Source organism: Flavobacterium granuli, from assembly GCF_031456055.1.
GTDB classification, from domain to species: domain Bacteria; phylum Bacteroidota; class Bacteroidia; order Flavobacteriales; family Flavobacteriaceae; genus Flavobacterium; species Flavobacterium granuli_A.
This window is the reverse complement of record NZ_JAVDTX010000003.1, coordinates 347,436-371,461: the sequence shown is the minus strand read 5'-3', so window position 1 is coordinate 371,461 and position 24,026 is coordinate 347,436. Positions and strand designations below refer to the sequence as shown.

Sequence of the window (24,026 nt, the reverse complement as noted above, 5' to 3'; positions counted from 1 at the left end):
AAACAAAAAAACCTTCAATCTTGTTCAAGATGAAGGTTTTATGAGTTTTTGTAAACGAAAAATTATTTTTTAACTTCTTCTGTTTTAGCAGTCGATTTGTATTTTTCATTCAAAAGTTTTACAACTTCTTTAGTGATATCGTATTTCTCTTCAGCATACAAAATAGAAGCTGCATCACCAGTTCCGTAGATATAAGCATAACCTTTCTCTTTACCGTAATCTTTAATGAATTTTTTAACTCCTTTTACAAGGGAATCCATTTCTTTTCCGCTTTCTTGTTGCAATTGCATCTGTAAAGCTTGTTGCGCTTGAGCTAATTGTTGCTCTCTACGTTGCAATTCTTGACCATTTTTTTGAGCCCATTCTTGTCCATTTGCCTGAGCATTACGTTGAAAATTAGCAGCATCTTGTTTGAATCTATTGATTTCAGCTTCTAATTGTCTTCCTTTTTCAGCTGCTTGACCTTTGTATTTTGCTTCTAAATCTTTAGTTTCTGTATATTCTTTCATCAACACAGCTGTATCAACATAAGCTGTTTTAAATTCTTTCACTTCTACTTTTTTATCACAAGAAACAAGTGATATTGAAATTGCGATAAATAATAATGCTTTCTTCATTTTGATGTATTTCAAGTTTTTTATGTGTGGACGACAAAAATATAAAAAAATAGATAGTATTGATAAAAAGTTTCAAAAATGCTACAATTTTATTACTATAAATTTAATTTATTAAAAATTTAAAAATAATAATAAATTATTATAAAAAACAGGTTTTAAAGAAGCTTTAAGATGAACAAATTAAAACATTAGACCTATTACCCTGTTAAAACCAAAATAAACGTCTTAAAATCATTTAAAATAAGTTTTAGTAGTTTTTTAGGACGTAAATATGCGATGAATATTCCATTTTTTGCTTGGCTTTCCAATTTGACTGTAAACCGATGAAAAAAGCTTTAAAATAATTCATTTTGCCGGTTTTGTATTTTTCCGAAAGCAAGCTCACATAAAACGAATCAAATTTCATTGGAAGTACTTTTTCAAGTTTCATGTTTTCTTTAGCAAACAATTTTTGAACAGCAGTTTTAGAGAAATGCCAAAAATGAATTGGTACATCATAAGCGGCCCAGAAGTTTCCATAATGTTTTGCATCGAAAGATTTGAAATTAGGAACAGCCACAATCAAAGTACCACTCGGTTTCAATAATCGTTTCAATTCTTTAATTTGTTCATCCAAATTTGGAACATGTTCCAAAACATGCCACATCGAAATCACATCAAAAGTATGGCTTTCCAATTCGGAAGTATTTTCAACAAAAGAAACGCCTTTATTTTTGGCTATTGCTTTTGCCTTATCACTTGGTTCAACACCTACCGTTTTCCAACCATCATTTTGAGCAACCGTCAAAAAATCACCGGTCCCTGCGCCAATATCCAAAATCAACCCTTTAGAAGGCTGATAGGAGTTGATTAAACTTAATTTATTTTTTAGTGCAATATTTTTTACAAAATGATAAGCCTTTTCAAATATTGATCTTTTAGAATCGGTATGCGAAATATAATCAGCACTTTCATAGTACTTACCCAAAACATCCAAACTAGGTTGTGGATGTGTGATAAGCATGTCAAGTGTTTCATCATAAAAAAGTTCGAAAATCTCTTGAGAAACGGAAAAATCTTGTACAGTAAGAAAATGTTTTTTGTTTGTAATGTCCATTTTAGTTTTAAATAAATAATTTCAGCCCTAATTACAAAAGCTGAAAAGAAATTCTTTTTTTTAATTTTATTGGGAAAGAAGTGCATTAGTTAACTAAGCTCTATCCCATCTTATTTTTATTGCGGAAATTTTATCGTTTTCCATTCGTATGTTTTGGTCTACTATAAATCCATTTTTTGCATAAAATTCCAAGGGTGACATATAGGGCTCTTTATTTCGCTTAATGTCATTTTGATGATCGGTTGCCCATCCATTCAAAACCGATGTATTTCTTTTTAATTCATCGAGCAAAATAGTTCCAAATCTTTTTCCCTGGATCTTGGAATTAATTATAATTCCAAACCAATCTTCTTCTTCTCGAACAAAAGTAAAAGCCCAGCCAGAAATTTGATTTAAATGATCGACTAGCAAATAATGTTTTACACTTAAAAGTCCGTCTAAATAATCTTCAAATTCGGGTAAATCTTTATAACCGATTCTTTCAGGATATTCTGCATTCCAAAGTTCAAACAAAGATTCTTTTTGTTCTAAAGTTATAACCCCTGTTTGAATAATCTTCATTTTCAAAAAACTTTAAATATCAATTTACTCAACAAATATAAGGTTTACAGCCGTAGTTTCACGTGGAACAAATGATTTTTTAAATTAAAGGCTTTGATTTAAAATATTGGAAAATGATTAGAAAACATTCTGAAAAATCCAATTTAAAACATAAAACTTAAAACATAAAACTTAAAACTTGAAAAGAAAAAAAATGACTAATCATTTGATTTAAAATTTACTTAAAGTAAAACTTCAAATACATTGAATAATTAAAATTCAATGAAAAACTATTCATTTATAAAAATAAAGGTTTTAAAAACAAAAGGACAAAACTCCTATTATTCTAAAACCTGAATTTAAAAACACTATCTTCCCATATAAATCAAAAGCACCGAAACATCACTTGGCGAAACTCCACTTATTCTCGAAGCTTGCGAAATAGTAACCGGGCGAATTTTACTCAGTTTTTGCTTTGCTTCAATCGACATCGATTTAATTTTATTGTAATCGAAATTTTCAGGAATTTTTACATCTTCCAAACGAGTAAGCTTATCAGCATTATTTCTCTCCTTTTCAATATACCCTGAATATTTAACTTGAATCTCGGCTTGCTCTAAAATTTCTTGATCTAAATTATTTTCAGCAATATATTCCTTTACTTTCTCAAATTTCATGATATCTTCCAAATCGATTTGAGGTCGAGAAAACACTTTGAACATTTTATCACCTTGAGTAATCAACGCCGTTTCTTTTGCTTCCAAAATAGGATTTGTCTCCGCAACAGAAACACTTGTCTCTTTGAAAAAAGCAACCATTTTTTCAGATTCCTTAAGTTTAGTTTCCATACGACGTAATCGAGCTTCGGAAGCCAAACCAATTTCATATGACAAAGGCGTCAATCTAAAATCGGCATTATCTTGACGCAACAAAGTTCTATACTCCGCTCTTGAAGTAAACATACGATATGGCTCTTCTGTTCCTTTTGTAATCAGGTCATCAATCAAGACACCAATATAAGCTTCATCTCTTTTCAAAATCAATGGCGCTTTTTCGTGAACTTTTAAATGCGCATTAATTCCAGCCATCAAACCTTGAGAAGCCGCTTCTTCATATCCTGTAGTTCCATTTATCTGTCCTGCAAAATATAATCCTTCAACCAATTTAGTTTCCAACGTATGTTTCAATTGCGTCGGCGGGAAATAATCATATTCGATAGCATAACCAGGACGAAAGAATTTCACATTCTCAAAACCAACTACTGTACGCAAAGCTTTAAATTGAATATCCTCTGGCAAAGAAGTTGAAAAACCATTTACATAAACCTCACAAGTATTCCAACCTTCTGGCTCAACAAATAACTGGTGACGTTCTTTATCAGCAAAACGATTAATCTTATCTTCGATAGAAGGACAATATCTCGGTCCTATACTTTTTATTCTTCCATTAAACATTGGAGAACGATCGAAACCTTCCCTCAAAATATTATGCACCTCATTCGAGGTGTACGTCATGTGACAAGATTTTTGAAACTCTAATGGTTTTGTCAAATCAGAATAAGAAAACTTATCCGGTTTAGCATCTCCCTTTTCCTCGTTCATTTTAGAATAATCCAAAGACCTTCCATCAACTCTTGGAGGTGTTCCGGTTTTCATTCTTCCGGCTTCAAAACCTGCATTGACCAAATCTTCAGTTATTCCAAAAGCAGCACTTTCTCCTGCACGTCCTCCTCCAAATTGTTTTTCTCCAATATGAATCAAACCATTCAAAAAAGTGCCATTTGTCAAAACAACCGACTTGGAACGAATCTCAACTCCCAACGAAGTTTTAATTCCTTTTATCTTTCCATTTTCAATTATCAATCCTTTTACCATCTCTTGGTAAAAATCAAGATTTGGAGTTCCCTCCAACATCATTCTCCATTCTTCGGCAAAACGCATACGATCGCTTTGAACTCTTGGCGACCACATCGCAGGGCCTTTTGATTTATTCAACATCTTGAACTGAATCGCAGTTCTATCCGAAACAATTCCAGAGTATCCACCAAGCGCGTCAATCTCACGAACTATTTGTCCCTTGGCTATTCCGCCCATTGCAGGATTACAAGACATCTGCGCAATGTTCTGCAAACTCATCGTCACCAACAAAGTTTTGGATCCCAAATTTGCTGCCGCTGCCGCGGCCTCTGAACCTGCGTGACCTGCCCCCACCACAATTACATCATACTCTTCTAAAAACATTTTCTTAAATATTAATCCTTTTTAAAGGAATTATGAAATTTTAAAATTTCGTTCCACGTGAAACATTCCAACTTTACAAAAAATCGAAACTTCAAAAAAACAATGTTCCACGTGAAACACATCGTTTTGTTTTAAAAAAAGCAAACCGAAAGAAACATTTTATTCGAAAAAAAATAAAAACTTTTAACGATGTTTCACGTGGAACGTATTGCTTTTTTATATAATTTTGAAAGATTTATATCTACTGTTCCACGTGAAACATTGCTAGTTTTTCGTTTTCTTTACTACGCATTAGTGCTTCGTCTTCTTCGGATTTATCTTTATATCCGCAGTAGTGTAAAACACCATGAACTAATACGCGTTTTAATTCGTCTTCGAAACTTGTGTTATAATCCTTAGAATTGTCTAAAACCCTTTCGACGGAAACAAAAATATCACCACCAACTTCATTTCCCATTGTGTAATCAAAACTTATAATATCGGTTAATGTGTCGTGATTCAGATATTCTAAATTAATCTTGTGAAGATATTCATCATCACAAAAAATATAATTAATTTCACCTAGTGTCTTGTTCTCCGATACTATTACAGCACCTAACCAAGCAGCAATCGCTTCTTCGTTGTCTAAAGTAAATTCGGATTCGTAATTAAATTCGATCATTTGTTGTTAAAATAAACTTGAACTTTTTGATTAAAATTCGAGCGCAAAGGTAACGATTGTCTATTTAATATTTCGATGCTATTTAAATAATCTGAAAGTGACTTTGGTAACGGACTTGCTTGATTAGTAAAACTCTTGGTATTCGTTTCAGACTGACGCTTTGGATCCTCACCTTGCAAGCGAATAGCTGTGTCTAATTTCAAAAGTTCTTGTTTAATATTATTAGTTCTTTGTAGAGTTTCATTATTAAATCCTTTGTTTAATAATTGCTTTTCCAACTGCTTCATCTGCTCTAAAGCATTTTGTCCGCTATTACCTAAACCTTTTTTATTTAATTCCTCTTGTAGTGCTTCACGCAACTGTTTTTGCTCTTTGTAAATATCCATCGTTGCTTTCGCATCACCTTCACCATCTCCTCCCGAGTCTCCATTTTGCTCTTGACCTTTTCCAGATTGTGAACCCTTTTTTTTACTGTCACCTGGTTTACTTCCTTCACCTGGCTTACTGCCCGGTTTCATTCCTTGTTTCATTTTCTCGCTTAACTCCCCTTGCTTTTTTATAATATCTGGTAATTGCATACCTGAACCTTGACCTGGTTTAGGTTTTCCTCCGCTGCTTCCTGACATTTGCATTTGCATACTATTTAATGAATCGCTTAATAAATCAGCTAATTTATTTGCAGATGAAATAGCATATTGTTGTTGAGACAACCCTCTTTGCAATTGTGTTTCTGTCAAACTTTCAAGCGATTTATCAATATTATATTGAACATTGGCAACCTCCTTGGTAACAGATTCTGCAATCTTTGGCTGGCGCAAAGACAAGGCAAACAGACTGTCGTCAATATGCTTGAACTGAGTTTTTAAGTTCTGTTGGTTTCTAATATACTTGCTGAACGATGGAGAACCCAACTTAGTTGCTTTGAATTGGTTCATAACATCTTCCTGAGAAAAAGAATAAGCCAAAAGATTATCTAATATTTGACGTAACATCTTTACATCTTCTTCTATCTGATCTTTCTTCGATTCTTCCATTGCCATCTCCATGGTTTTGGACATTTCTTTCATCTTTTTAGAAGCGCTTTTTTGACTCGGTTTCGCTTTAGATTTATTGTTGTTTTGTAAATCAGAATTTGCTTTATTAAGATCTTCTTTGATGCTTTTTTCTTTATCCGAATCTGAAGGAATATCAATAGGCGATTTTAAATCTTCATTGTCTTTGTCCAACTGTTTTAATTCTTCTTGAATTTTTTCGAACTCATCAGTTAATTTCCTTTGCTCTTGAGCAGTATTTTCTTTATCATTCTCAGATAATTTATCTTCCTTTTGAGATAATTTATCGAGTTTGTCAGCTAACTGTTCTGCCTTTTTTTCGACATAATAACGTTTGGTCAGTTCTACTAATTGAGCTAAATTCTTGTTTTGGCTTTTACTATTTTGTTTGAATTTTTCCAATTTTTGAACAAAATCTTCATCTTTAATTTTATTATTTAGATCATTAAGTTCATCCAATAATTTTTTGTTTTTATCCAATTCCTTGTCTGTACTCTCTAACCGCTTTTGTAATAATTCTTTAGTTTCATCTTTCTGTTGAGGATTAGATTTCTCTAAATTATCCTTCATTTTATTTGAAAACTCTTTCATCAGTTCATTTTGCATTTGTTGTTGCTTGATGAAATCTTGAATCTTTTGACGGTCATTAAAATTTAAACCTTCTTTTTCTTTATTTGTCTGTTGGAGTTTTTCCATTTCAGAAAACTGTTTATCTTGTTTAGACAATGTTTTCTGTAGACTGTTTATCGCATTATTTTGCTCTTGCAGTGCATTGTTTTGCTTCTCTTCATCAGATAAAATTTTGCTTGAAAACACAGTTGAACGAGAGCTTTTAAAATGATGGATAGCATCATTATCAAAAACCTCAAAATAAAAATCATAATTCACCCCTTTCTCAACATCAAGATTACTTGGGAAGTTGAAAACAATTTGGTCGAAAGTATCGCGCTTAACAGCAATTGTTCCACGTTTGGCATTAAGCGGTTTTCCAGATTCATAGTAAACAATCTGTAATCGCGACAACCCATAATCATCACCAACTTGGCCAACAAAATAAGAACTTTCTACACTCAAACTATCAGGAGCCTTAGCAATATTGATAGTTGGAAACTGATCTTTCACAACATTCAGTTGATAGTTCAGTTTTTCGAAGTTTTTCACCTCGTTATTTGATGTAATTATTTGATATACTGTATTTTGAATAATATTTTTAGTCAAATTAAAAGCATTATCAGACTTAACGAACGGAAAAGACTGTAAATCATTTTTCCAAACTACATTTTGGGTAGCATTCGTATTCATAACCCAAGTAACTTGAGTTCCTTCTGGAATTATTCCATTACCCGTTCCTTTTACAACTGTGCTTTTCAAATTAAGATAACTTGGATAAACAAACTTCATTTCAAAATTTGAAATAGTAGGAACAGCAATCACTTTCAATTCATAATCTCGTGAAACAACAGAATTAGCTTCCAAATGAAAAGAAACATTAGCTGTCGGTTTGGCAATTTTAAATTGAAATTCTCCTGGCTGAATAGTCTCAAGATAATAACTTTCATCACCAATAAAAATCATAACATTTTCAGGAACTACAGCTCCATCTGATTTGATTTGTAAAACAAAATCTTTACCCTGCTCTGTAACCAAATTTGAATTTAAAACTGTGAATCTAAATGGAGCTGGTGGAGCAAATGTCGAATTGAAATTCACTACCCTATTCAAACTTTGAGAAATAATTCGACTGTTTCCCGACAGAAAAAAGAACAATAAAAAAAGAATCGGTAAAATGGCCAATGGCAAATATTTTCTATTGGTACTAAAATCTATTGCTTTTCCAAAGGGAATTGGTCGCAAAGAATTTGCTTTTTGTTCGATAGAAGCCAATAACAATTCAGAATTATAAACTGAAGTATCCGATTTTGAAAGCTGTAAATAATTGATTAATGTATCATTCACTTCAGAGAAATGACTTCCAATAATCATTGAAGCCTGAGAATAATCGATTCCTTTTTGGAATTTTAATATTTTAAAGATTGGAAATAATATAAACCGCAACAATAAAAAGACTTCAACTGCAATAAAAAACCAAAACAACAACGTTCTCCCTTGCGGTTTTAACCACAGGAAATACTCAATAAAGAGGGTAAAAAAGAAATAGATTAATCCAAGACCAATAAAAAATATACTGCCACGAATCAATTCATTTGTATAATACTTCTTTATAAAAGCTTCTAACTTTTGATGTATCGAATATGACTTTTCCAAAATTACCGTATTAATATAATAACCAATAAAAGTAATAATTTTAATGCTTACTAAAAGATAAATAAAACATAATATTAAAGCGTTGAATAAACACTAATTACAGATAACCAAAGGACGAATTGAAAATTGTATATTTGCAAAAAATTTACAATAATGTCTAAACCAGTTCGCGTGCGTTTTGCACCAAGTCCAACAGGACCTTTACATATTGGCGGAGTACGTACCGCTTTATTTAATTATTTGTTTGCTAAAAAAAATGGGGGAACTTTCTATTTACGAATAGAAGATACCGACCAAAATAGATTTGTTCCAGGTGCAGAAGAATATATAATGGAAGCCTTGGAATGGTTAGGAATAGCTCCATCAGAAACTGTTGGAAAAAATGAAAAATTTGGACCATACAGACAAAGCGAAAGAAAACCACTTTACAAACAATATGCTGATCAATTAATAAAATCAGGTAATGCTTATTATGCTTTTGATACAGCTGAAGCATTAGACGCTCACAGAAAACAACACGAAGCTGAAGGAAAAACATTCATCTACAATCATCATAACCGTGAAAAGTTAGACACTTCTTTGGTAATTACTAAGGAAGAAACAGCCAAAAGAATTGCAAACAAAGAAGATTATGTAATCCGCTTTAAAACTCCGGTTAATGAAACATTGCATTTGCAGGACATTATTCGTGGTGAAGTAAAATTTGAAACTGGTCTTTTAGATGATAAAGTACTTTTTAAAAGTGATGGAATGCCAACTTATCATTTAGCTAATATCGTTGATGACCATTTAATGGAAACTTCACACGTTATTCGTGGTGAAGAATGGTTGCCATCAATGCCACTACACGTAATGTTATATCGTGCATTTGGTTGGGATGCTCCTGAATTTGCTCATTTACCATTGATATTAAAGCCAATTGGAAACGGAAAATTATCCAAACGTGACGGAGATAAAATGGGATTCCCAGTATTTCCATTGGAATGGAAAACCGAAGAAGGAGTTTCATCAGGATACAGAGAGAAAGGTTTTTTTCCTGAAACAGTAATAAACTTTTTAGCTTTATTAGGTTGGAATGACGGAACAGACAAAGAACTTTTTTCATTAGAAGAATTAACTGAAGCTTTTGATTTAAAAAGAGTCCATAAATCAGGAGCTAAATTTGATCCAGAGAAAAACAAATGGTTCAATCATCAGTATTTAATGAAAAAAGATGATGTCGTTTTAGCTGAAGAATTCTCTAAGATTATTGAATTAAAAAATCTAAACAGATATTATTCCTTAATTGAAATGACAAAAATTGTTTCATTAATTAAAGAAAGAGCGCACTTTGTTTCGGAGTTTTGGGAGATGAGCGATTTCTTTTTTAACGCACCAACCACTTATGATGAAAAAGCATCAAAAAATTGGAAAGCTGAAACTCCTGCTTTAATGCAAGAATTGATCTCAGTTGTAGAAGAAATAAGTGATTTTACATCTTTGAATATTGAAACAATTGTGAAAGATTGGATGACCAAAAATGAAATTGGTATGGGCAAAGTAATGCAACCATTTCGATTGAGTTTGGTTGGAGCACTCAAAGGCCCTCACCTATTCGATATTGTCGAAGTCATAGGAAAACAAGAAACGATTTCAAGATTACAAACCGCAATCGAAACATTATAAAACTAAAAGCTCTCAAAGTATTGGGAGCTTTTTTATTTTGTAACTTTAAAGATTATCTTACGTATAACATACACGAACTTAAAAACTTAAACTATGAGCATCCCTTTAATTATTCTAATTTTTTTCAGTTTTATTATTTTTCTTTCCTCCTTTTTTACAGTTAAACAACAAACGAGTATTATAGTGGAACGATTTGGAAGATTTCACAGTATCAGACAATCTGGTTTGCAGTTAAAAATTCCATTGATTGACCGAATTGCAGGTCGTGTGAATTTAAAAATACAACAATTGGATGTTATCATTGAAACCAAAACCAAAGACAATGTATTTGTTAAACTAAAAGTTTCAGTGCAATTTATGGTGATCAAAGAAACAGTTTACGATGCTTTTTATAAACTAGAATATCCACACGATCAAATTACTTCTTATGTTTTTGATGTTGTACGTGCCGAAGTTCCAAAACTAATTTTAGATGATGTTTTTGAACGAAAAGACGATATTGCAATTGCAGTAAAAAGAGAATTAAATGAAGCTATGACAACTTATGGATACACGATTATCAATACCTTGGTAACTGATATAGATCCTGATATTCAGGTTAAGAATGCTATGAACAGAATAAATGCGGCAGATAGAGAGAAAACAGTAGCCGAATATGAAGCTGAAGCATCAAGAATTAGAATCGTAGCTAAAGCTAAAGCAGAGGCAGAAAGTAAACGTTTACAAGGTCAAGGAATCGCTGATCAACGTAGAGAAATTGCAAGAGGATTAGTCGAAAGTGTTGATGTACTTAATAAAGTGGGTATCAATTCACAAGAAGCTTCAGCCTTGATTGTAGTGACACAACATTATGATACATTACAATCAATTGGTGCAGATACCAATTCAAATCTAATATTACTACCTAATTCTCCTCAAGCTGGAAGCGATATGCTGAATAATATGGTTGCTTCTTTCGCGGCATCAAACCAAGTAGGTGAAATGATAAAGAAGAACAAACCAAAATTAAAGGAAAAACGATCACAATCCGATGAAACTCCACAATTACCAACTCAAACAGAAGAACCTGAATCGGAATTATAATAAAGAATAATATAATAAAAAAAGAGGCTTAATCGCCTCTTTTTCTATTTATTACATAACTGATAATGTATGGTAAAACCGTTTTAAGAATAGTCTTCACAGAGTTTGGAATATCAATTTTAAAAGGCTCCAGAAAACCACTTACAATATTTTCGGGAGTAATTTCCTCTTTTGTTTTTTGAAAACTTAAAACTAATTTTTGATAACTAATCTCCTTTTCTATTTTTAAGATTTCCAAATCTCTTTCAATAGCAGCATAGGATGAATATTTTTTAGTCTCCATAATTAATCGTTAAAAAAGATTTCTGAAAATTTTTCTAAAATTGGACCTTCAATTACTTTTTCTTTAACTAAAAATAAAAGAAAAGTGGCTAATAAATAAAATCCACCAACAAACGAAAAGCCAATGGCATAATTATCGAAATATACACCAATTGCTAAAGCGGCTGCAATTGATCCAAATAACAAAACCATACTGAAACACAATAAAATTAAAGTAAACTTTAAGATCATCGTCGTCGACTTCATAGCAACCTTAAAACCCCACAACTTGTAATAAGAAGCTGATTTTTCGAAATAAATTTGTGCCTGTTCCTGAATATTATCAGTATTATCTTTTAGTTTGTCAAAAGCCATATATGCTGATTTTATTTCTGAAATTTAGCATTTTTTAATTTAAGATCTGCTAATTTATTTTCTAAAAATGAAATAACATCCTCAGTCTTATGACTTAAGGTAGAAACTATGTTTTCATAATTGCCATCAATATCGTCTTTGGCAATCAAAGCCTTTGCCTTTCCAATCAATTTTTCGGATACATCATGGTATTTATCCTGAAGATTGTGTTTCGCATCATCAAAACCATCTTTAAGTTTTTCTCTAGTTTTGGATCCTTTATCTGGTGCAAACAGAATTCCAATTCCTGCTCCTATTGCTACACCTGCTAAAATAGCTACAATTGTATTTCCAGTATTATTTGACATATTGAATGAATTTAAAAGTTACTACTAATAAAAATACAACTTTATCAACAAACTAATGTTAACAAGCCGTTAAAGTGCAAATTATGGAGTTAAAAATCAATATTAAGCGTCAATTTAAAAGAAAAAACAAAAACGATGTATTGGTATACAAACTAAATAAAAACGTTTTAAAAAGAAGATATAGAAGTTAATTTTAATAAATAATATTTATTAAAATAAAATAATAGATAGTAAAAATAAATAATTACATAAAACTATTATTAATTAAATTTAATTAGAAAAAATTTATACTACAGTTTTTTTATAAGTTAATTCTAAATTATGTGTTTTAAATTAAAAAAAATGAATTTTTAAGTAAAAAATCAAAATAAGATCTTCTAATAAATTAAATTTATAAAAATATAAATTAACACGTTTAAAAATTAAAAACGTCTTAAATTTAATTTATGGAGGTTGATTTTAATAATAAAAAATTATTATTTTATTAAAAATTATAAATATTATATATAATAAAAAAGTGCTTTATAAAAAGCACTTTTAATTGATAAAATCTATAACCAGGATTTAAATTGAATTAAGAACTTCTAAAACCTTTTCATTTTTCTCTGCATTCCTCAATTCTAAAATTTGAGTTTCAAAAATAGAATTATTAACCAAATCTTTCTTGATGTTTAATAATACAAAAATACGAACCGAAGCTAATTGGCTTTTCAAAGACATATTATATAATTTATGCAAAAAATCAATGTCAATATCATTTGTTTTTACTTTATCAGAAAAATGCAAAAGCAAATTAGCAAACAACAAAGAATTATTGTCGTTCTTCACGTTTTTAACCAATGTTTGACAAAGCAAACTAAAATTATCAATTGATTTAATATTATCAACAATAGCATTTAAAAGTAAAGAAGCATTTTTATCGTCTTTTTCTTTTACGTATTTATTGATTTCTTTTTGGGTGTTCATTAAAAGATTAGCTTCTTTTTTATCCTTCTCTTCCCATGCATCTTTAAGACTAACTGTTTTATTAAATACTAATTTTGAGTCAGTTGCATCTTTATCAACAACAAAATAACCCAAACGTTGAAACTGAAAATGGTCACCAATTTTAGCATCTGATAAACTCGGTTCAACAAAACCTTTAGCAATTTGTAAAGATTCAGCATTCATAAATTCTAAGAAACTTTTCTCTTTGTGGCTGTCTGGCGCTTCATCAATAAACAAACGATCATACAAACGAACTTCGGCTTCAACTGCATGAGAAATTGAAATCCAGTGCAATGTTCCAGCTACTTTACGTTTGCTAGCTTCACTCCCGCTTCCGCTTAAAGAATCAGTATCGTAAGTTACTTGAATTTCTGTAATAATACCGTTAGCATTTTTTGTAACACTTTCTCCTTTAATGATATAACCATTTTTAAGGCGCACTTCATTTCCAATACTTAATCGGAAAAATTTAGCTGGCGCTACTTCAAGAAAATCATCTCTTTCGATATATAATTCACGGGAAAAAGGGACTTTTCTATAACCAGCCGATTCATCTTCTTGGTTATTTTCAGCTTCAAGCCACTCCTCTACTCCTTCTGGATAATTGGTAATAACCACTTTAACAGGATCTAAAACAGCCATAACTCTTGGAGCTGTTTTGTTTAAATCTTCACGTAAACAGAAATCCAAAAGTGAAACATCAATAATATTTTCACGTTTTGCAACTCCAATAACTTCACAGAATTTACGTATAGAAGCTGCAGTATAACCGCGTCTTCTTAAACCTGAAATGGTAGGCATTCTAGGATCATCCCAACCATTAACTATATTTTCCTGTACCAATTGCAAGAGCTTACGCTTACTCATAACAGTATAGTTCAAATTCAAACGAGCAAACTCATATTGATGTGGACGCACTTGATTTACATCATAAATTTGATTCAAAAACCAATCGTATAATTCACGGTGCATTACAAATTCAAGAGTACAAATAGAATGTGAAATTTGTTCTATATAATCACTTTCACCATGAGCATAATCATACATAGGGTAAATATTCCATTCATTTCCAGTACGATGATGATGACGGTGTAATATTCTGTACATCAAAGGATCACGCATCAACATATTCGATGATGTCATATCAATTTTAGCTCTCAAAACATGACTTCCTTCAGGGAAATCTCCATTTTTCATTCCTTCAAAAAGAGTTAAATTTTCTTCAATAGAACGGTTTCTATAAGGTCCATCTACTCCAGGTTGAGTTGGTGTTCCTTTTTGAATTGCCATATCTTCAGAAGACTGACTATCAACATAAGCTTTACCATTTTTAATCATAGTAACAGCCCAATCGTATAATTGATGGAAATAATCTGAAGAATATAATTCTTCAGACCAATTGAAACCCAACCATTTCAAGTCTTCTTTGATAGCATCAACATATTCTTGTTCTTCTTTGGCAGGATTAGTATCATCAAAACGCAGATTTACTGGTGCATTGTATTTTAAGCCTAAACCAAAATTTAAACAAATAGATTTAGCATGGCCAATATGTAAATATCCATTAGGTTCTGGTGGAAAACGAAAGCGTAATTTATCTTGTGAAAAACCGTTTGCTAAACTGTCTTCTATAATTTGTTCAATAAAATGAAGTGATTTCTCTTCTGATGCCATTTTTATAAATTTTAGCAAAGATAAAAAATAGATGACAGATAATAGACAATAAGATAATAGACTTTAAAGAAAAAACAGTTGCCAATTTTTAATACATTTGTATAAATACTTAATGTTTAGGAACAAAAAAAGAGGTTATTCAAGATGTAAAAATCGATGAAAAGGAATGTTATTATAACTATATAAATTTAAAATCATTACGATTATAAAAAAAAAAATAATTACTGAAAAGAATAAAATGGGAACAATACGATTAAAAAATATACGCACTTTTTCATATCACGGCTGTTTGATAGAAGAAGGAAAAATAGGCTCGGATTACAGTGTAGATTTAGAAATAAAAGCAAATTTAAGACAATCTGCTGAGTCCGATAACTTGAAAGATACTGTAGATTATGTACATTTAAATAAGATTGTAGTAGAAGAAATGGCTATTCGTTCCAATTTACTAGAGCAAGTAACAAAAAGAATCATTGATAGAGCCTTGGCAGAAATCGAAACTATATCAAAAATAAAAGTAGGTGTTTCAAAAATAAATCCTCCCATAGGTGGTGATGTAGAATCGGTTACGGTAGAAATGGAAGAAGAACGCTATTATAAATTATAACAATTCTGATAAAAAACAGAAAAAAGTTAACTTTAAACTTTTAAACTATAAATTTTTAAGTTACTTTTGCCATCCGTTTAAGAATGGCGTCGTGGCCGAGCGGCTAGGCTGGGCTCTGCAAAAGCTCCTACTCCGGTTCGAATCCGGACGATGCCTCCAAAACCTCTAAAGCAATTTAGAGGTTTTTTTTATGTTTAATTTTTAGAAAAAATTAGATAAAGATAAAGTTCGAATCCGAACAGAAACTTAAAAACCTATAAAGTAATTTTAGCCGTTTTTTTATGTTTAATTTTTAGAAAAAATTAGATAAAAATAGAGTTCGAATCAAGACAATATCTCAAGACAATATAAAAAATCTATCTCTTTTTATGCTTAACTTTTTTAAGATATAAAGAAATATTCACTCTTAATTCAGTAAAATTATTCACAAAAAAAGGAACCAATTATAGTTCCTTTTGCTTAAATTTTTTATATAAAAACTACTTTTTTTCTATTTTCTCAAAAGCATTTTTCATCATTTGCTTTTCTTCTGGAAACCATCCTTGAAAGATTAAAGCTACTCCAAAAATCATTAGGACTACACTTATTCCTCTTTTTATTTTATAGATATTAGTAGGCGTCATTTTGTGTTTTAATTGTTTAGCCAAAACTATTTTTATACAATCTATGGCCAAATAAGTTACAATAACAGAAACAAAAAATGTAAATACCCTAGTGGCTTCCATTTCTAATTTTGGACCTACCGAAATGATTACCGCTAACCAAAAACCAAGAACACCAATATTGATAATATTTAGAAAAAAACCTTTAAAAAAAAGTCCTAAATAATTTTTTTTGATAATCTCATTATCTATATTTTTTGTATTTACTTTCTTCTCTTTTTTGACTCCCAGAAAAGAAATAAATCCATAAGCCATCATAATAAAACCTCCAAAAATAAACAATGAAGAATTATCATTTAAACTTTGAATCAATCTATAACTTCCCAAATAAGCAATAATTATAAAAAAAACATCACCTAAAACTACACCTAAATCAAAAACAAAAGCGGCTCTAAATCCTTTTATTATACTTGTTTCAAGTAAAATAAAAAACACAGGACCAATCATAAAACTCAAGAGAACACCCCAAGGAATACCAGTTAAAATATCGTTTATCATTAAAAAATGACTTTAAAAATTGGTTACAAATTTACTATTTCTGAACTATAGTTCCACCCATAACAGTTTCTTGTTTTATTTCTTTCGGGTTTCCATAAATAAAAATAGTGCCTCCCATACTCACTTTGGCATCAACAAGGGTAGTTGCATTTACATCAGCATTACCTCCTGCAGAAATACTTACTGTAGTTTGGGAAGTCTCTAATTCTTTTGCATTTAAAGCACCCCCAGAATTAACAGAAACAGTTTGAGTGACCGCTTTACCTGTCAAAGTAACAATACCGCCTGAAACAGCTTTAATTATTACTTTATCGACATCTACTGGAACGGTTATCTTTGCACCTTCTTGGGTATTTAAAGTCAATGATGTTTGTTTAAAAGTATCAGCACAAGTCACAACACTTCCTTCATTTGCATCAATTGTATGGATTTTTTTGAAATATAGGGTTATTTGTGCTTCGTCTCCAGATAGAATTTTTGTTATTGGCATTCTTATTTTTAAGAGGCCTTTTTTATTTACAATTTCCACTTTAGTTTGCTCTGGCCCAGTAATTACGGCTTTTGTTTCATTCGACGCAATTAAAGTAACATTCAGTTTATCAAACACTTTTACATCATCAAAATCCTTAAACACCATTGTTATTTGTGCAGAAGTGAATTGTGCGATAAAAACAAAAAATAATAGAACTATTCTTTTCATTTTAATAAAATTTAATTGTTAGTATTTATTTAAAAACCTTATTCATTCCTTTTTATAAAATTGAAATCCAATTGTTTTTTAACCAAATCAGCATTTTTTACTTTTACATAAATCTCATCGCCAAGCTGTAATAATCGATTGGAATTGGCACCCACTAAAGCATATTGTTTTTCATCGAAAGTATAATAATCCTCTTTAATATCACGAATTCTAACCATACCTTCACATTTGTTTTCAATGATTTCAACATAAATTCCCCATTCAGTAACTCCTGAAATAACACCCAGGAATTCTTGATCATTATGGTTTTGCATGTATTTTACCTGCATGTATTTTATAGAATCTCTTTCGGCGTTGGTTGCCAAACCTTCCATAGTTGAAGAATGCAGACATTTGGTTTCATATAGTTCTTCATCAACCGATTTCCCTCCATCTAAATAATACTGCAATAAACGATGCACCATAACATCTGGATAACGACGAATAGGAGATGTAAAATGAGAATAATAATCAAATGCTAGTCCGTAATGCCCGATATTATCCGTAGAATATTTGGCTTTACTCATAGATCGAATGGCTAAAGTATCAATTAGATTTTGCTCTTTTTTACCATTCACTTCTTCCATCAAAGCGTTCAGTGACTTAGAAATATCTCCTTTGTTTCTGAAATCAATTTTATAACCAAACTTAGCAATCAGATTTTGCATTGCTATTAATTTATCTTCATTTGGTTCATCGTGAATTCTATAAATAAACGTTTTCTTTTGTTTACCAATGTATTCGGCCACTTTTCTATTAGCTAATAACATAAATTCTTCAATCAAATGATTAGCATCTTTAGAAATTTTAAAATATACTCCTTCTGGTTCTCCTTCAGCATCTAAGTTGAATTTTACTTCTACTTTATCAAAAGAAATAGCACCTTCATTCATCCTGTTTCTTCTGAATATTTTGGCTAATTGATCCATTTTCAAGGTTGCTGCTACAATTTCATCTGAAACTACATAGGAACTTCCTGTAATAGAAGTTTCGGCTGGAATAGTATTGTCTTTCGTCTCAATGATGTATTGGGCTTCTTCGTAAGCAAAACGCTGATCGGAGAAGATAACAGTTCTTCCAAACCATTGATTTACTACTTTGCTAGTTTCTGTAATTTCAAAAATAGCCGAGAACGTATATTTTTCTTCTTGAGGACGTAATGAACAGGCAAAATTAGAAAGTACTTCTGGTAACATTGGTACTACCCTATCCACCAAATAAACCGATGTAGCTCTTTGAAAAGCTTCATCATCGAGTATGGTCCCTTCTTCCAAATAATAAGAAACATCGGCAATGTGAATTCCAATTTCATAATTACCATTTTCTAATTGTTTGAAAGATAAAGCATCATCAAAATCTTTAGCATCTTTTGGATCAATTGTAAAAGTCAGCGTATCACGCATATCACGACGTTTCGCAATTTCACTTGCTTCAATCGAAGTATCAATTTTTTGGGCAAACGTTTCCACTTCAATAGGAAACTCTGCAGGTAAACCATATTCTGCTAAAATTGCATGAATTTCAGTATCGTGTTCTCCTGGTTTTCCAAGTACTTTCACCACTTTTCCAAAAGGACTGTCGGCTCTTGCTGGCCAATCTTCAATATGGACCAAAACTACATCTCCTTGCTCGGCCTCCCCTATTTTATCCTTTGGAATAAAAATATCAGTGTACATTTTCGGATTCGCAGTTGACACAAAAGAGAAATTCTTTTGAATATCAATAACTCCAACGAAATCAGTTTTGTATCTTTCGATTACTTCAATGACTTCACCTTCAGCTCTTCTACCGCTTCTTTTGTTATAAACATATACTTTTACTTTGTCTTTGTCTAAAGCATGGTTCAAATTGTTTGTTGGAATAAAAACATCTTCCTCAAATTCAGGACAAATAAAATAGGCGCTTTTACGGCCAGTCATATCAATGGTTCCTTCGTAATACTCTTTGCTGGCAGCTTTTATCAAATATTTGCCAGGTTCTGATTCTATAATTTTTTTTGAAGCTGCCAAAATCTTTAAATCTTTTATGATTTGATTTCGGCTTTGGGTGTCATCTAATTCTAATTTAGCTCCTATTTGCTTATAATTAAAGGCTTTATTAGCACTTTGAGATAATATTTTTATAATTTTATCTGAGAAATCTTTCTCTTTCTTTATCGGCTTTCTTAATCTTTTACTCATGTATCTTTTCTTAAAAGTCTAAAATTACAAAATTGTATCCACTATTCCTTATTCTGCCTAGAGTTTTAAACTAATTATAACTTTACTACATTTATAAAAAATTCAAAATGAAAGGATTTAAAACGATTGCTATTTTTAACTATCCACATGAAATTGTGGTACTTAGACATATTTTGGATCAGGAAGAAATTCATTATTTTTTCGAAAATGAACATATCGTCTCCATTGACCCATTGGCAAGCTTTGCCTACGGTGGAATCCAACTAAAAATACATCCAAACGATTTCGAACAAGTTCAAGAAATATTAGACAATTTGAATTCCAAATTATCGGTCGTTTAAAAACTTTCAAATTTTAAACTCATTTTTTTGTTTTCAAATTTCAAAGTTGTCAACATATATTAAATACAACAAAAAGAAAATTTAAATTTAAATTAATTATTTATGGTTATTATAGCTTGTTAATAGTTGCTATAAATTTCTAAAAAATTGTATTGAAATGTAGTTTTAGGTTTTTATATTGAGTTATTAACATAGTTGTTTTGATTTAAATTATTGGTTTTTAAGATATTTTTAAGATTAGTTAACAACTGTTAACAATTCAAAAATTATATAAATTGTAAATAAGTGAATTTTGTTTTCTTGTTGAAAAACTAATTTTAAGTATTGATAACTTTTCTAAAAATTATCCAAACTTTATTTGGATTTCTAATATCAGTTTTGGATTACTTATTTTTTCTTTACAAACTCAAAAAACTTCTAAAATTCTATCCAAAGTTATGAACAGTTTTTGTTAAATTAAGGTTAACTGAATATCAAGTAGTTATGTTTTACTATTAACAATGCAAAATATTAACATTATAATTTCATTCTGTCTATTGATTTGCAGACTATTGTGTATTTATAAAAATGTTAATAAACTCCAAAATTTCTTGTAATCAGAGAGTTATATGTTATTTAAAAATTCTATTTTACCTTCTTTCATTACCTAATCATTAATGTAAAGTGATAAGAGCTTTTTTCTTTATATATAAAATACTTTGGCTAAATTTGCAATTCAAAATCTAATACAAAAAAAATGAAAATTTCAATAGGAAATGACCACGCAGGACCAGATTATAAAAAAGCAATTGTTCAATATTTGGAATCAAAGGGACATGTAGTTACTAATTATGGAACCGATTCAGAAGCATCTGTAGATTATCCTGATTTTGGGCATCCTGTAGCAACTGATGTTGAGGAAGGAAAAGCTGATTTTGGTATTGTTATTTGCGGTAGCGGAAACGGAATTGCAATGACTGTTAATAAACATGCTGGCGTTCGTGCTGGTTTGTGCTGGACTAAAGAGATTGCTTATTTGACCCGTTTGCATAATGATGCTAATATTGTGAGTATTCCAGCAAGATATACGTCTATTCAACAAGCAATTGAAATTGTAGAGACGTTTTTAGAAACTGAATTTGAAGGAGGAAGACACCAAAACAGAGTGAATAAAATCGCTTGTCAATAAAAAAAAAGCGCGGTGCTTCGCACCAAATATTTAGTATAAGCTCAGTTAAAAACTGGGCTTTTTTTGTTTTATAATGATATTAAATCAAAATGAAACAAGGCGATAATGGTTAAAATCTGGACAAAGATTATTCCGAAAAATTTCAACAAATAGCTTGTTTTTGCTGTTTTGTGTCGAAAAACCGACATCGCAAGCGATGATCCAATTGTTCCACCAAGTGCCACCCAGACTAAAAGTGTTTTTTCTGAAATTCTATTTTTGTTTTTAATGGCTAATTGTTTGTCGTAGCCTATTAATACAAAAGCGATTAAATTAATGGCTAAAAAAGAATATAATAAAATCATAATTGGAGTTCAATTAAAGTTTAAAGATAGTATTTTAGCATCTCTTTTTTTCAAAGAAAAAGATTCCTTTTTAAACAGAAATTCACAATGACCAACTTACAATTCATTTCAAAGTTTGTTGCAACTGCAACAATCAATATTCAAAACACAGTTCAATTATTGCAAGAAGACTGCACGATTCCATTTATCTCGAGATATCGAAAAGACAAAACCGGAAACTTAGATGAAGTTTTTATTGAGCAAATTGCAAAATTTCAAAAGGAATATGAAACGATTGTAAAACGAAAAGAAGCGATTTTAAAATCCATTCAGGAGCAAAATGCTTTGACTCCGGAATTGGAGAAAAAAATCCAACAAAGTTTTGATTTACAGGAATTGGAAGATTTTTATCTGCCATATAAAAAGAAAAAAAGAACCAAAGCCGACGTGGCAAGAGAGAACGGATTGGAACCTTTGGCGAAAATAATTATGGCGCAAAGCAAAGATGATGTTGATTTCTTGGCAACGCAATATCTGAATGAAAATGTAATCAATGAAGAATCTGCTTTACAAGGCGCTAGGGATATTATCGCTGAATGGATTAATGAAAATATTTATGTTCGTAAACAATTGAGAAGATTGTTTGAACGTAAAGCGATAATCACAACCAAAGTTGTTAAGTCAAAAAAAGAGGAGGAAGGTGCCCAAAAATTCAATCAATATTTTGAATGGGCAGAGCCTTTGACTAAAGCTCCATCGCATCGTTTACTAGCCATCATGCGAGCAGAAAATGAAGGTTTCATCAAGTTCAAAGTTGATGTGGAGTTGGATGATGCTTACGATATTATTGACGAATTAATTATAAAAGGGGATAACAGTACGACGCCACATATTCAATTAGCGATTGAGGACAGTTACAAACGTTTGTTGAATCCTGCGATATCAAATGAAGCTTTGCAGGAAGCAAAAGCAAAAGCTGATGCCAATTCGATTCAGGTGTTTGCTAATAATTTAGGGCAGTTGTTATTGGCTCCACCATTGGGAGAAAAAAGAATTTTGGCAATTGATCCGGGATTTCGCTCAGGTTGTAAAGTCGTTTGTTTGGATGAAAAAGGAGATTTATTGTACAATGAAACCATTTATCCGCACGCGCCACAAAAGGAGGAAGCAATGGCGATAAAAAAAATTCGTTCGATGGTCAATGCCTATCAAATAGATGCAATATCGATTGGAAACGGAACGGCTTCGAGAGAAACGGAATTCTTCATCAAGAAAATTGCTTTTGATAAACCTTTACAAGTATTTATTGTTTCGGAAGCTGGGGCTTCGGTATATTCGGCTTCGAAGATTGCGAGAGAGGAGTTTCCTAATTATGATGTTACGGTTCGTGGATCGGTTTCTATCGGGAGAAGACTTTCAGATCCTTTGGCCGAATTGGTAAAAATTGATCCAAAAGCGATTGGAGTTGGGCAATACCAACATGACGTGGACCAAAACAAACTTAAGGAAGAATTAGATTCTACAGTTATTCGTTGCGTGAACTCTGTGGGGATAAACATCAACACGGCGAGCAAGCATTTATTAGGTTACGTGAGTGGAATAGGTGAGAAGTTGGCTGAAAATATTGTAGCCTACCGTTCAGAAAATGGACCATTTACAGACAGAAAACAACTCAAAAAAGTGCCTCGTTTGGGTGACAAAGCTTACCAACAAGGAGTCGCTTTTATCAGAATTTCGAATGCGAAAAATCCTTTGGACAATTCGGCTGTTCATCCCGAAGCGTATGCTATTGTTGAAAGGATGGCCAAAGATTTAAAAATAACGGTAAATGATTTGATTGCAAACAAAGAGAAAACAGCTTTAATAAAACCTGAAAATTACATTACGCCCGATATTGGAGTTTTGACCTTGAAAGACATCATTAAAGAGTTAGAAAAACCGGGATTAGATCCAAGGAAAGCAGCGACTGTTTTTGAATTTGACCCAAATGTAAAATCAATAAAAGACGTTAGAACAGGTATGATTTTACCTGGAATTGTGAATAACATTACCAATTTTGGATGTTTTGTCGATATCGGAATCAAAGAAAGTGGTTTGGTTCATATTTCCCAACTCAAAGCCGGTTTTGTGAGCGATGTAAATGAGGTTGTCAAATTACATCAACACGTTCAGGTTAAAGTGACGGAGGTTGATGAAGATAGAAAACGTATTCAGTTGACGATGGTTATTTAAACTCAAAGTTAAGAATCCAAATAGAATCATAATTGCAAAATCCCAATCCAAATTCTCTTGGATTGGGATTTTTGTTTCAGTAAAAAACTACAAATTACAAAAAACTACGTATTTTTACTTATTTGTAAAGAATTGCGAATATCCAAAAAGCACCGACTCTAAGTAGATGAAATGATAATTGACGTCATTTTTTCGGGTTCATTTATAAAAAATGAATAAAAAACGACTCTTTTTTTGAGCTGATGACTTGACTTGTCGGCTTGAGTCAATTACCATTTATTGCGAAAAACCTATACATTTACTTCAAATAAAGACAGTTACAGTATAATTTTTACTGATTTTGTTATTTAACCAAGATGTATTCATTGGATTAAATATTTCGTTTACCGCAAACACTTAAAAACAATAATAAA

20 protein-coding genes and 1 tRNA gene are annotated in these 24,026 nt (G+C 31.3%); 7 read left to right on the top strand and 14 right to left on the bottom strand.

Annotation, left to right across the window (positions count from 1 at the left end):
* Positions 1 to 62: 62 nt before the first annotated feature.
* The 6 genes from J2W95_RS08645 to J2W95_RS08620 all read right to left on the bottom strand — a co-directional run bounded on the left by J2W95_RS08645 (position 63) and on the right by J2W95_RS08620 (position 8,471).
* Complete coding sequence (locus J2W95_RS08645; protein ID WP_310005969.1) at positions 63 to 617, bottom strand: OmpH/Skp family outer membrane protein; 555 nt, start codon at positions 615 to 617, stop codon at positions 63 to 65.
* A 247-nt stretch (positions 618 to 864) separates the two neighbouring features.
* Positions 865 to 1,713 (bottom strand): class I SAM-dependent methyltransferase, encoded by an 849-nt coding sequence (locus tag J2W95_RS08640; RefSeq protein ID WP_310005967.1) that lies wholly within the window; start codon positions 1,711 to 1,713, stop codon positions 865 to 867.
* Positions 1,714 to 1,806: 93 nt separating this feature from the next.
* Entirely contained in the window at positions 1,807 to 2,274 is a 468-nt protein-coding gene (locus tag J2W95_RS08635; RefSeq protein ID WP_310005965.1) for a hypothetical protein, read from the bottom strand.
* 347 nt (positions 2,275 to 2,621) lie between these two features.
* Positions 2,622 to 4,493 carry a tRNA uridine-5-carboxymethylaminomethyl(34) synthesis enzyme MnmG gene (mnmG, locus tag J2W95_RS08630; RefSeq protein ID WP_310005963.1) on the bottom strand — a complete coding sequence of 624 codons (1,872 nt, stop codon included), beginning with the start codon at positions 4,491 to 4,493 and terminating at the stop codon, positions 2,622 to 2,624.
* A 241-nt stretch (positions 4,494 to 4,734) separates the two neighbouring features.
* A complete protein-coding gene (gene ybeY / locus J2W95_RS08625) occupies positions 4,735 to 5,154 on the bottom strand; it encodes an rRNA maturation RNase YbeY (protein WP_310005961.1) in 420 nt (139 codons plus the stop codon).
* Positions 5,151 to 8,471: a hypothetical protein gene (locus tag J2W95_RS08620; RefSeq protein WP_310005959.1), complete on the bottom strand. Its 3,321-nt coding sequence runs from the start codon at positions 8,469 to 8,471 to the stop codon at positions 5,151 to 5,153. Before J2W95_RS08620 ends, ybeY begins: the two co-directional genes overlap by 4 nt.
* A gap of 153 nt (positions 8,472 to 8,624) precedes the next feature.
* Between J2W95_RS08620 and gltX the strand changes: the two genes are divergently transcribed.
* Positions 8,625 to 10,136 (top strand): glutamate--tRNA ligase, encoded by a 1,512-nt coding sequence (gene gltX / locus J2W95_RS08615; protein ID WP_310005957.1) that lies wholly within the window; start codon positions 8,625 to 8,627, stop codon positions 10,134 to 10,136.
* A 93-nt stretch (positions 10,137 to 10,229) separates the two neighbouring features.
* Positions 10,230 to 11,219 (top strand): SPFH domain-containing protein, encoded by a 990-nt coding sequence (locus J2W95_RS08610; protein ID WP_310005955.1) that lies wholly within the window; start codon positions 10,230 to 10,232, stop codon positions 11,217 to 11,219.
* Positions 11,220 to 11,247: 28 nt separating this feature from the next.
* Here the strand turns inward: J2W95_RS08610 and J2W95_RS08605 are convergent, their stop codons facing one another.
* The 4 genes from J2W95_RS08605 to J2W95_RS08590 form a co-directional block, all read right to left on the bottom strand.
* On the bottom strand, positions 11,248 to 11,502 hold the full coding sequence (locus tag J2W95_RS08605) for a DUF6327 family protein (RefSeq protein ID WP_310005953.1): 255 nt from the start codon (positions 11,500 to 11,502) through the stop codon (positions 11,248 to 11,250).
* Positions 11,503 to 11,504: 2 nt separating this feature from the next.
* Entirely contained in the window at positions 11,505 to 11,855 is a 351-nt protein-coding gene (locus tag J2W95_RS08600; protein WP_310005951.1) for a competence protein, read from the bottom strand.
* Positions 11,856 to 11,866: 11 nt separating this feature from the next.
* Complete coding sequence (locus J2W95_RS08595) at positions 11,867 to 12,202, bottom strand: YtxH domain-containing protein (protein WP_310005949.1); 336 nt, start codon at positions 12,200 to 12,202, stop codon at positions 11,867 to 11,869.
* Positions 12,203 to 12,766: 564 nt separating this feature from the next.
* Positions 12,767 to 14,863, bottom strand: coding sequence for a glutamine--tRNA ligase/YqeY domain fusion protein (locus tag J2W95_RS08590; RefSeq protein ID WP_310005947.1), 2,097 nt, complete (start codon positions 14,861 to 14,863; stop codon positions 12,767 to 12,769).
* A 238-nt stretch (positions 14,864 to 15,101) separates the two neighbouring features.
* Here J2W95_RS08590 and folB point away from each other — a divergent pair, with 238 nt between their 5' ends.
* Both folB and J2W95_RS08580 read left to right on the top strand, forming a co-directional pair.
* A complete protein-coding gene (gene folB, locus J2W95_RS08585) occupies positions 15,102 to 15,470 on the top strand; it encodes a dihydroneopterin aldolase (RefSeq protein ID WP_310005945.1) in 369 nt (122 codons plus the stop codon).
* Between the two features lie 85 nt (positions 15,471 to 15,555).
* Positions 15,556 to 15,629, top strand: a tRNA-Cys gene (locus J2W95_RS08580).
* A 320-nt stretch (positions 15,630 to 15,949) separates the two neighbouring features.
* Here J2W95_RS08580 and J2W95_RS08575 read toward each other — a convergent pair.
* The 3 genes from J2W95_RS08575 to rnr are packed head-to-tail and all read right to left on the bottom strand — an operon-like array spanning position 15,950 to position 19,549.
* Positions 15,950 to 16,630, bottom strand: coding sequence for a LysE family translocator (locus J2W95_RS08575; RefSeq protein WP_310005943.1), 681 nt, complete (start codon positions 16,628 to 16,630; stop codon positions 15,950 to 15,952).
* 34 nt (positions 16,631 to 16,664) lie between these two features.
* Positions 16,665 to 17,330, bottom strand: a complete 666-nt coding sequence (locus tag J2W95_RS08570; protein WP_310005941.1) for a head GIN domain-containing protein — start codon at positions 17,328 to 17,330, stop codon at positions 16,665 to 16,667.
* Positions 17,331 to 17,368: 38 nt separating this feature from the next.
* Positions 17,369 to 19,549 carry a ribonuclease R gene (gene rnr, locus J2W95_RS08565; protein ID WP_310005939.1) on the bottom strand — a complete coding sequence of 727 codons (2,181 nt, stop codon included), beginning with the start codon at positions 19,547 to 19,549 and terminating at the stop codon, positions 17,369 to 17,371.
* A gap of 107 nt (positions 19,550 to 19,656) precedes the next feature.
* Between rnr and J2W95_RS08560 the strand changes: the two genes are divergently transcribed.
* Together J2W95_RS08560 and rpiB are read left to right on the top strand one after the other, a co-directional pair.
* Positions 19,657 to 19,890 (top strand): DUF2007 domain-containing protein, encoded by a 234-nt coding sequence (locus J2W95_RS08560; protein ID WP_310005937.1) that lies wholly within the window; start codon positions 19,657 to 19,659, stop codon positions 19,888 to 19,890.
* A 736-nt stretch (positions 19,891 to 20,626) separates the two neighbouring features.
* A complete protein-coding gene (gene rpiB, locus J2W95_RS08555) occupies positions 20,627 to 21,058 on the top strand; it encodes a ribose 5-phosphate isomerase B (protein ID WP_310005935.1) in 432 nt (143 codons plus the stop codon).
* 68 nt (positions 21,059 to 21,126) lie between these two features.
* Here rpiB and J2W95_RS08550 read toward each other — a convergent pair whose 3' ends face one another.
* Complete coding sequence (locus J2W95_RS08550) at positions 21,127 to 21,402, bottom strand: DUF1294 domain-containing protein (RefSeq protein WP_310005932.1); 276 nt, start codon at positions 21,400 to 21,402, stop codon at positions 21,127 to 21,129.
* 87 nt (positions 21,403 to 21,489) lie between these two features.
* On the opposite strand from J2W95_RS08550, the gene J2W95_RS08545 reads away from it, so the two are divergent.
* A complete protein-coding gene (locus J2W95_RS08545; protein ID WP_310005930.1) occupies positions 21,490 to 23,613 on the top strand; it encodes a Tex family protein in 2,124 nt (707 codons plus the stop codon).
* Positions 23,614 to 24,026 lie beyond the last annotated feature (413 nt).

Excerpts from the sequence above, each read along its gene's own strand:
- gltX (WP_310005957.1), top strand. The coding sequence starts at position 8,625 with ATGTCTAAACCAGTTCGCGTGCGTTTTGCACCAAGTCCAACAGGACCT.
- J2W95_RS08640 (WP_310005967.1), bottom strand. The coding sequence starts at position 1,713 with ATGGACATTACAAACAAAAAACATTTTCTTACTGTACAAGATTTTTCC.
- J2W95_RS08605 (WP_310005953.1), bottom strand. The coding sequence starts at position 11,502 with ATGGAGACTAAAAAATATTCATCCTATGCTGCTATTGAAAGAGATTTG.
- J2W95_RS08590 (WP_310005947.1), bottom strand. The coding sequence starts at position 14,863 with ATGGCATCAGAAGAGAAATCACTTCATTTTATTGAACAAATTATAGAA.
- ybeY (WP_310005961.1), bottom strand. The coding sequence starts at position 5,154 with ATGATCGAATTTAATTACGAATCCGAATTTACTTTAGACAACGAAGAA.
- rnr (WP_310005939.1), bottom strand. The coding sequence starts at position 19,549 with ATGAGTAAAAGATTAAGAAAGCCGATAAAGAAAGAGAAAGATTTCTCA.
- mnmG (WP_310005963.1), bottom strand. The coding sequence starts at position 4,493 with ATGTTTTTAGAAGAGTATGATGTAATTGTGGTGGGGGCAGGTCACGCA.
- J2W95_RS08560 (WP_310005937.1), top strand. The coding sequence starts at position 19,657 with ATGAAAGGATTTAAAACGATTGCTATTTTTAACTATCCACATGAAATT.
- J2W95_RS08545 (WP_310005930.1), top strand. The coding sequence starts at position 21,490 with ATGACCAACTTACAATTCATTTCAAAGTTTGTTGCAACTGCAACAATC.
- J2W95_RS08550 (WP_310005932.1), bottom strand. The coding sequence starts at position 21,402 with ATGATTTTATTATATTCTTTTTTAGCCATTAATTTAATCGCTTTTGTA.
- J2W95_RS08575 (WP_310005943.1), bottom strand. The coding sequence starts at position 16,630 with ATGATAAACGATATTTTAACTGGTATTCCTTGGGGTGTTCTCTTGAGT.
- rpiB (WP_310005935.1), top strand. The coding sequence starts at position 20,627 with ATGAAAATTTCAATAGGAAATGACCACGCAGGACCAGATTATAAAAAA.
- J2W95_RS08595 (WP_310005949.1), bottom strand. The coding sequence starts at position 12,202 with ATGTCAAATAATACTGGAAATACAATTGTAGCTATTTTAGCAGGTGTA.
- J2W95_RS08610 (WP_310005955.1), top strand. The coding sequence starts at position 10,230 with ATGAGCATCCCTTTAATTATTCTAATTTTTTTCAGTTTTATTATTTTT.
- J2W95_RS08645 (WP_310005969.1), bottom strand. The coding sequence starts at position 617 with ATGAAGAAAGCATTATTATTTATCGCAATTTCAATATCACTTGTTTCT.
- J2W95_RS08600 (WP_310005951.1), bottom strand. The coding sequence starts at position 11,855 with ATGGCTTTTGACAAACTAAAAGATAATACTGATAATATTCAGGAACAG.
- J2W95_RS08570 (WP_310005941.1), bottom strand. The coding sequence starts at position 17,330 with ATGAAAAGAATAGTTCTATTATTTTTTGTTTTTATCGCACAATTCACT.
- folB (WP_310005945.1), top strand. The coding sequence starts at position 15,102 with ATGGGAACAATACGATTAAAAAATATACGCACTTTTTCATATCACGGC.
- J2W95_RS08635 (WP_310005965.1), bottom strand. The coding sequence starts at position 2,274 with ATGAAGATTATTCAAACAGGGGTTATAACTTTAGAACAAAAAGAATCT.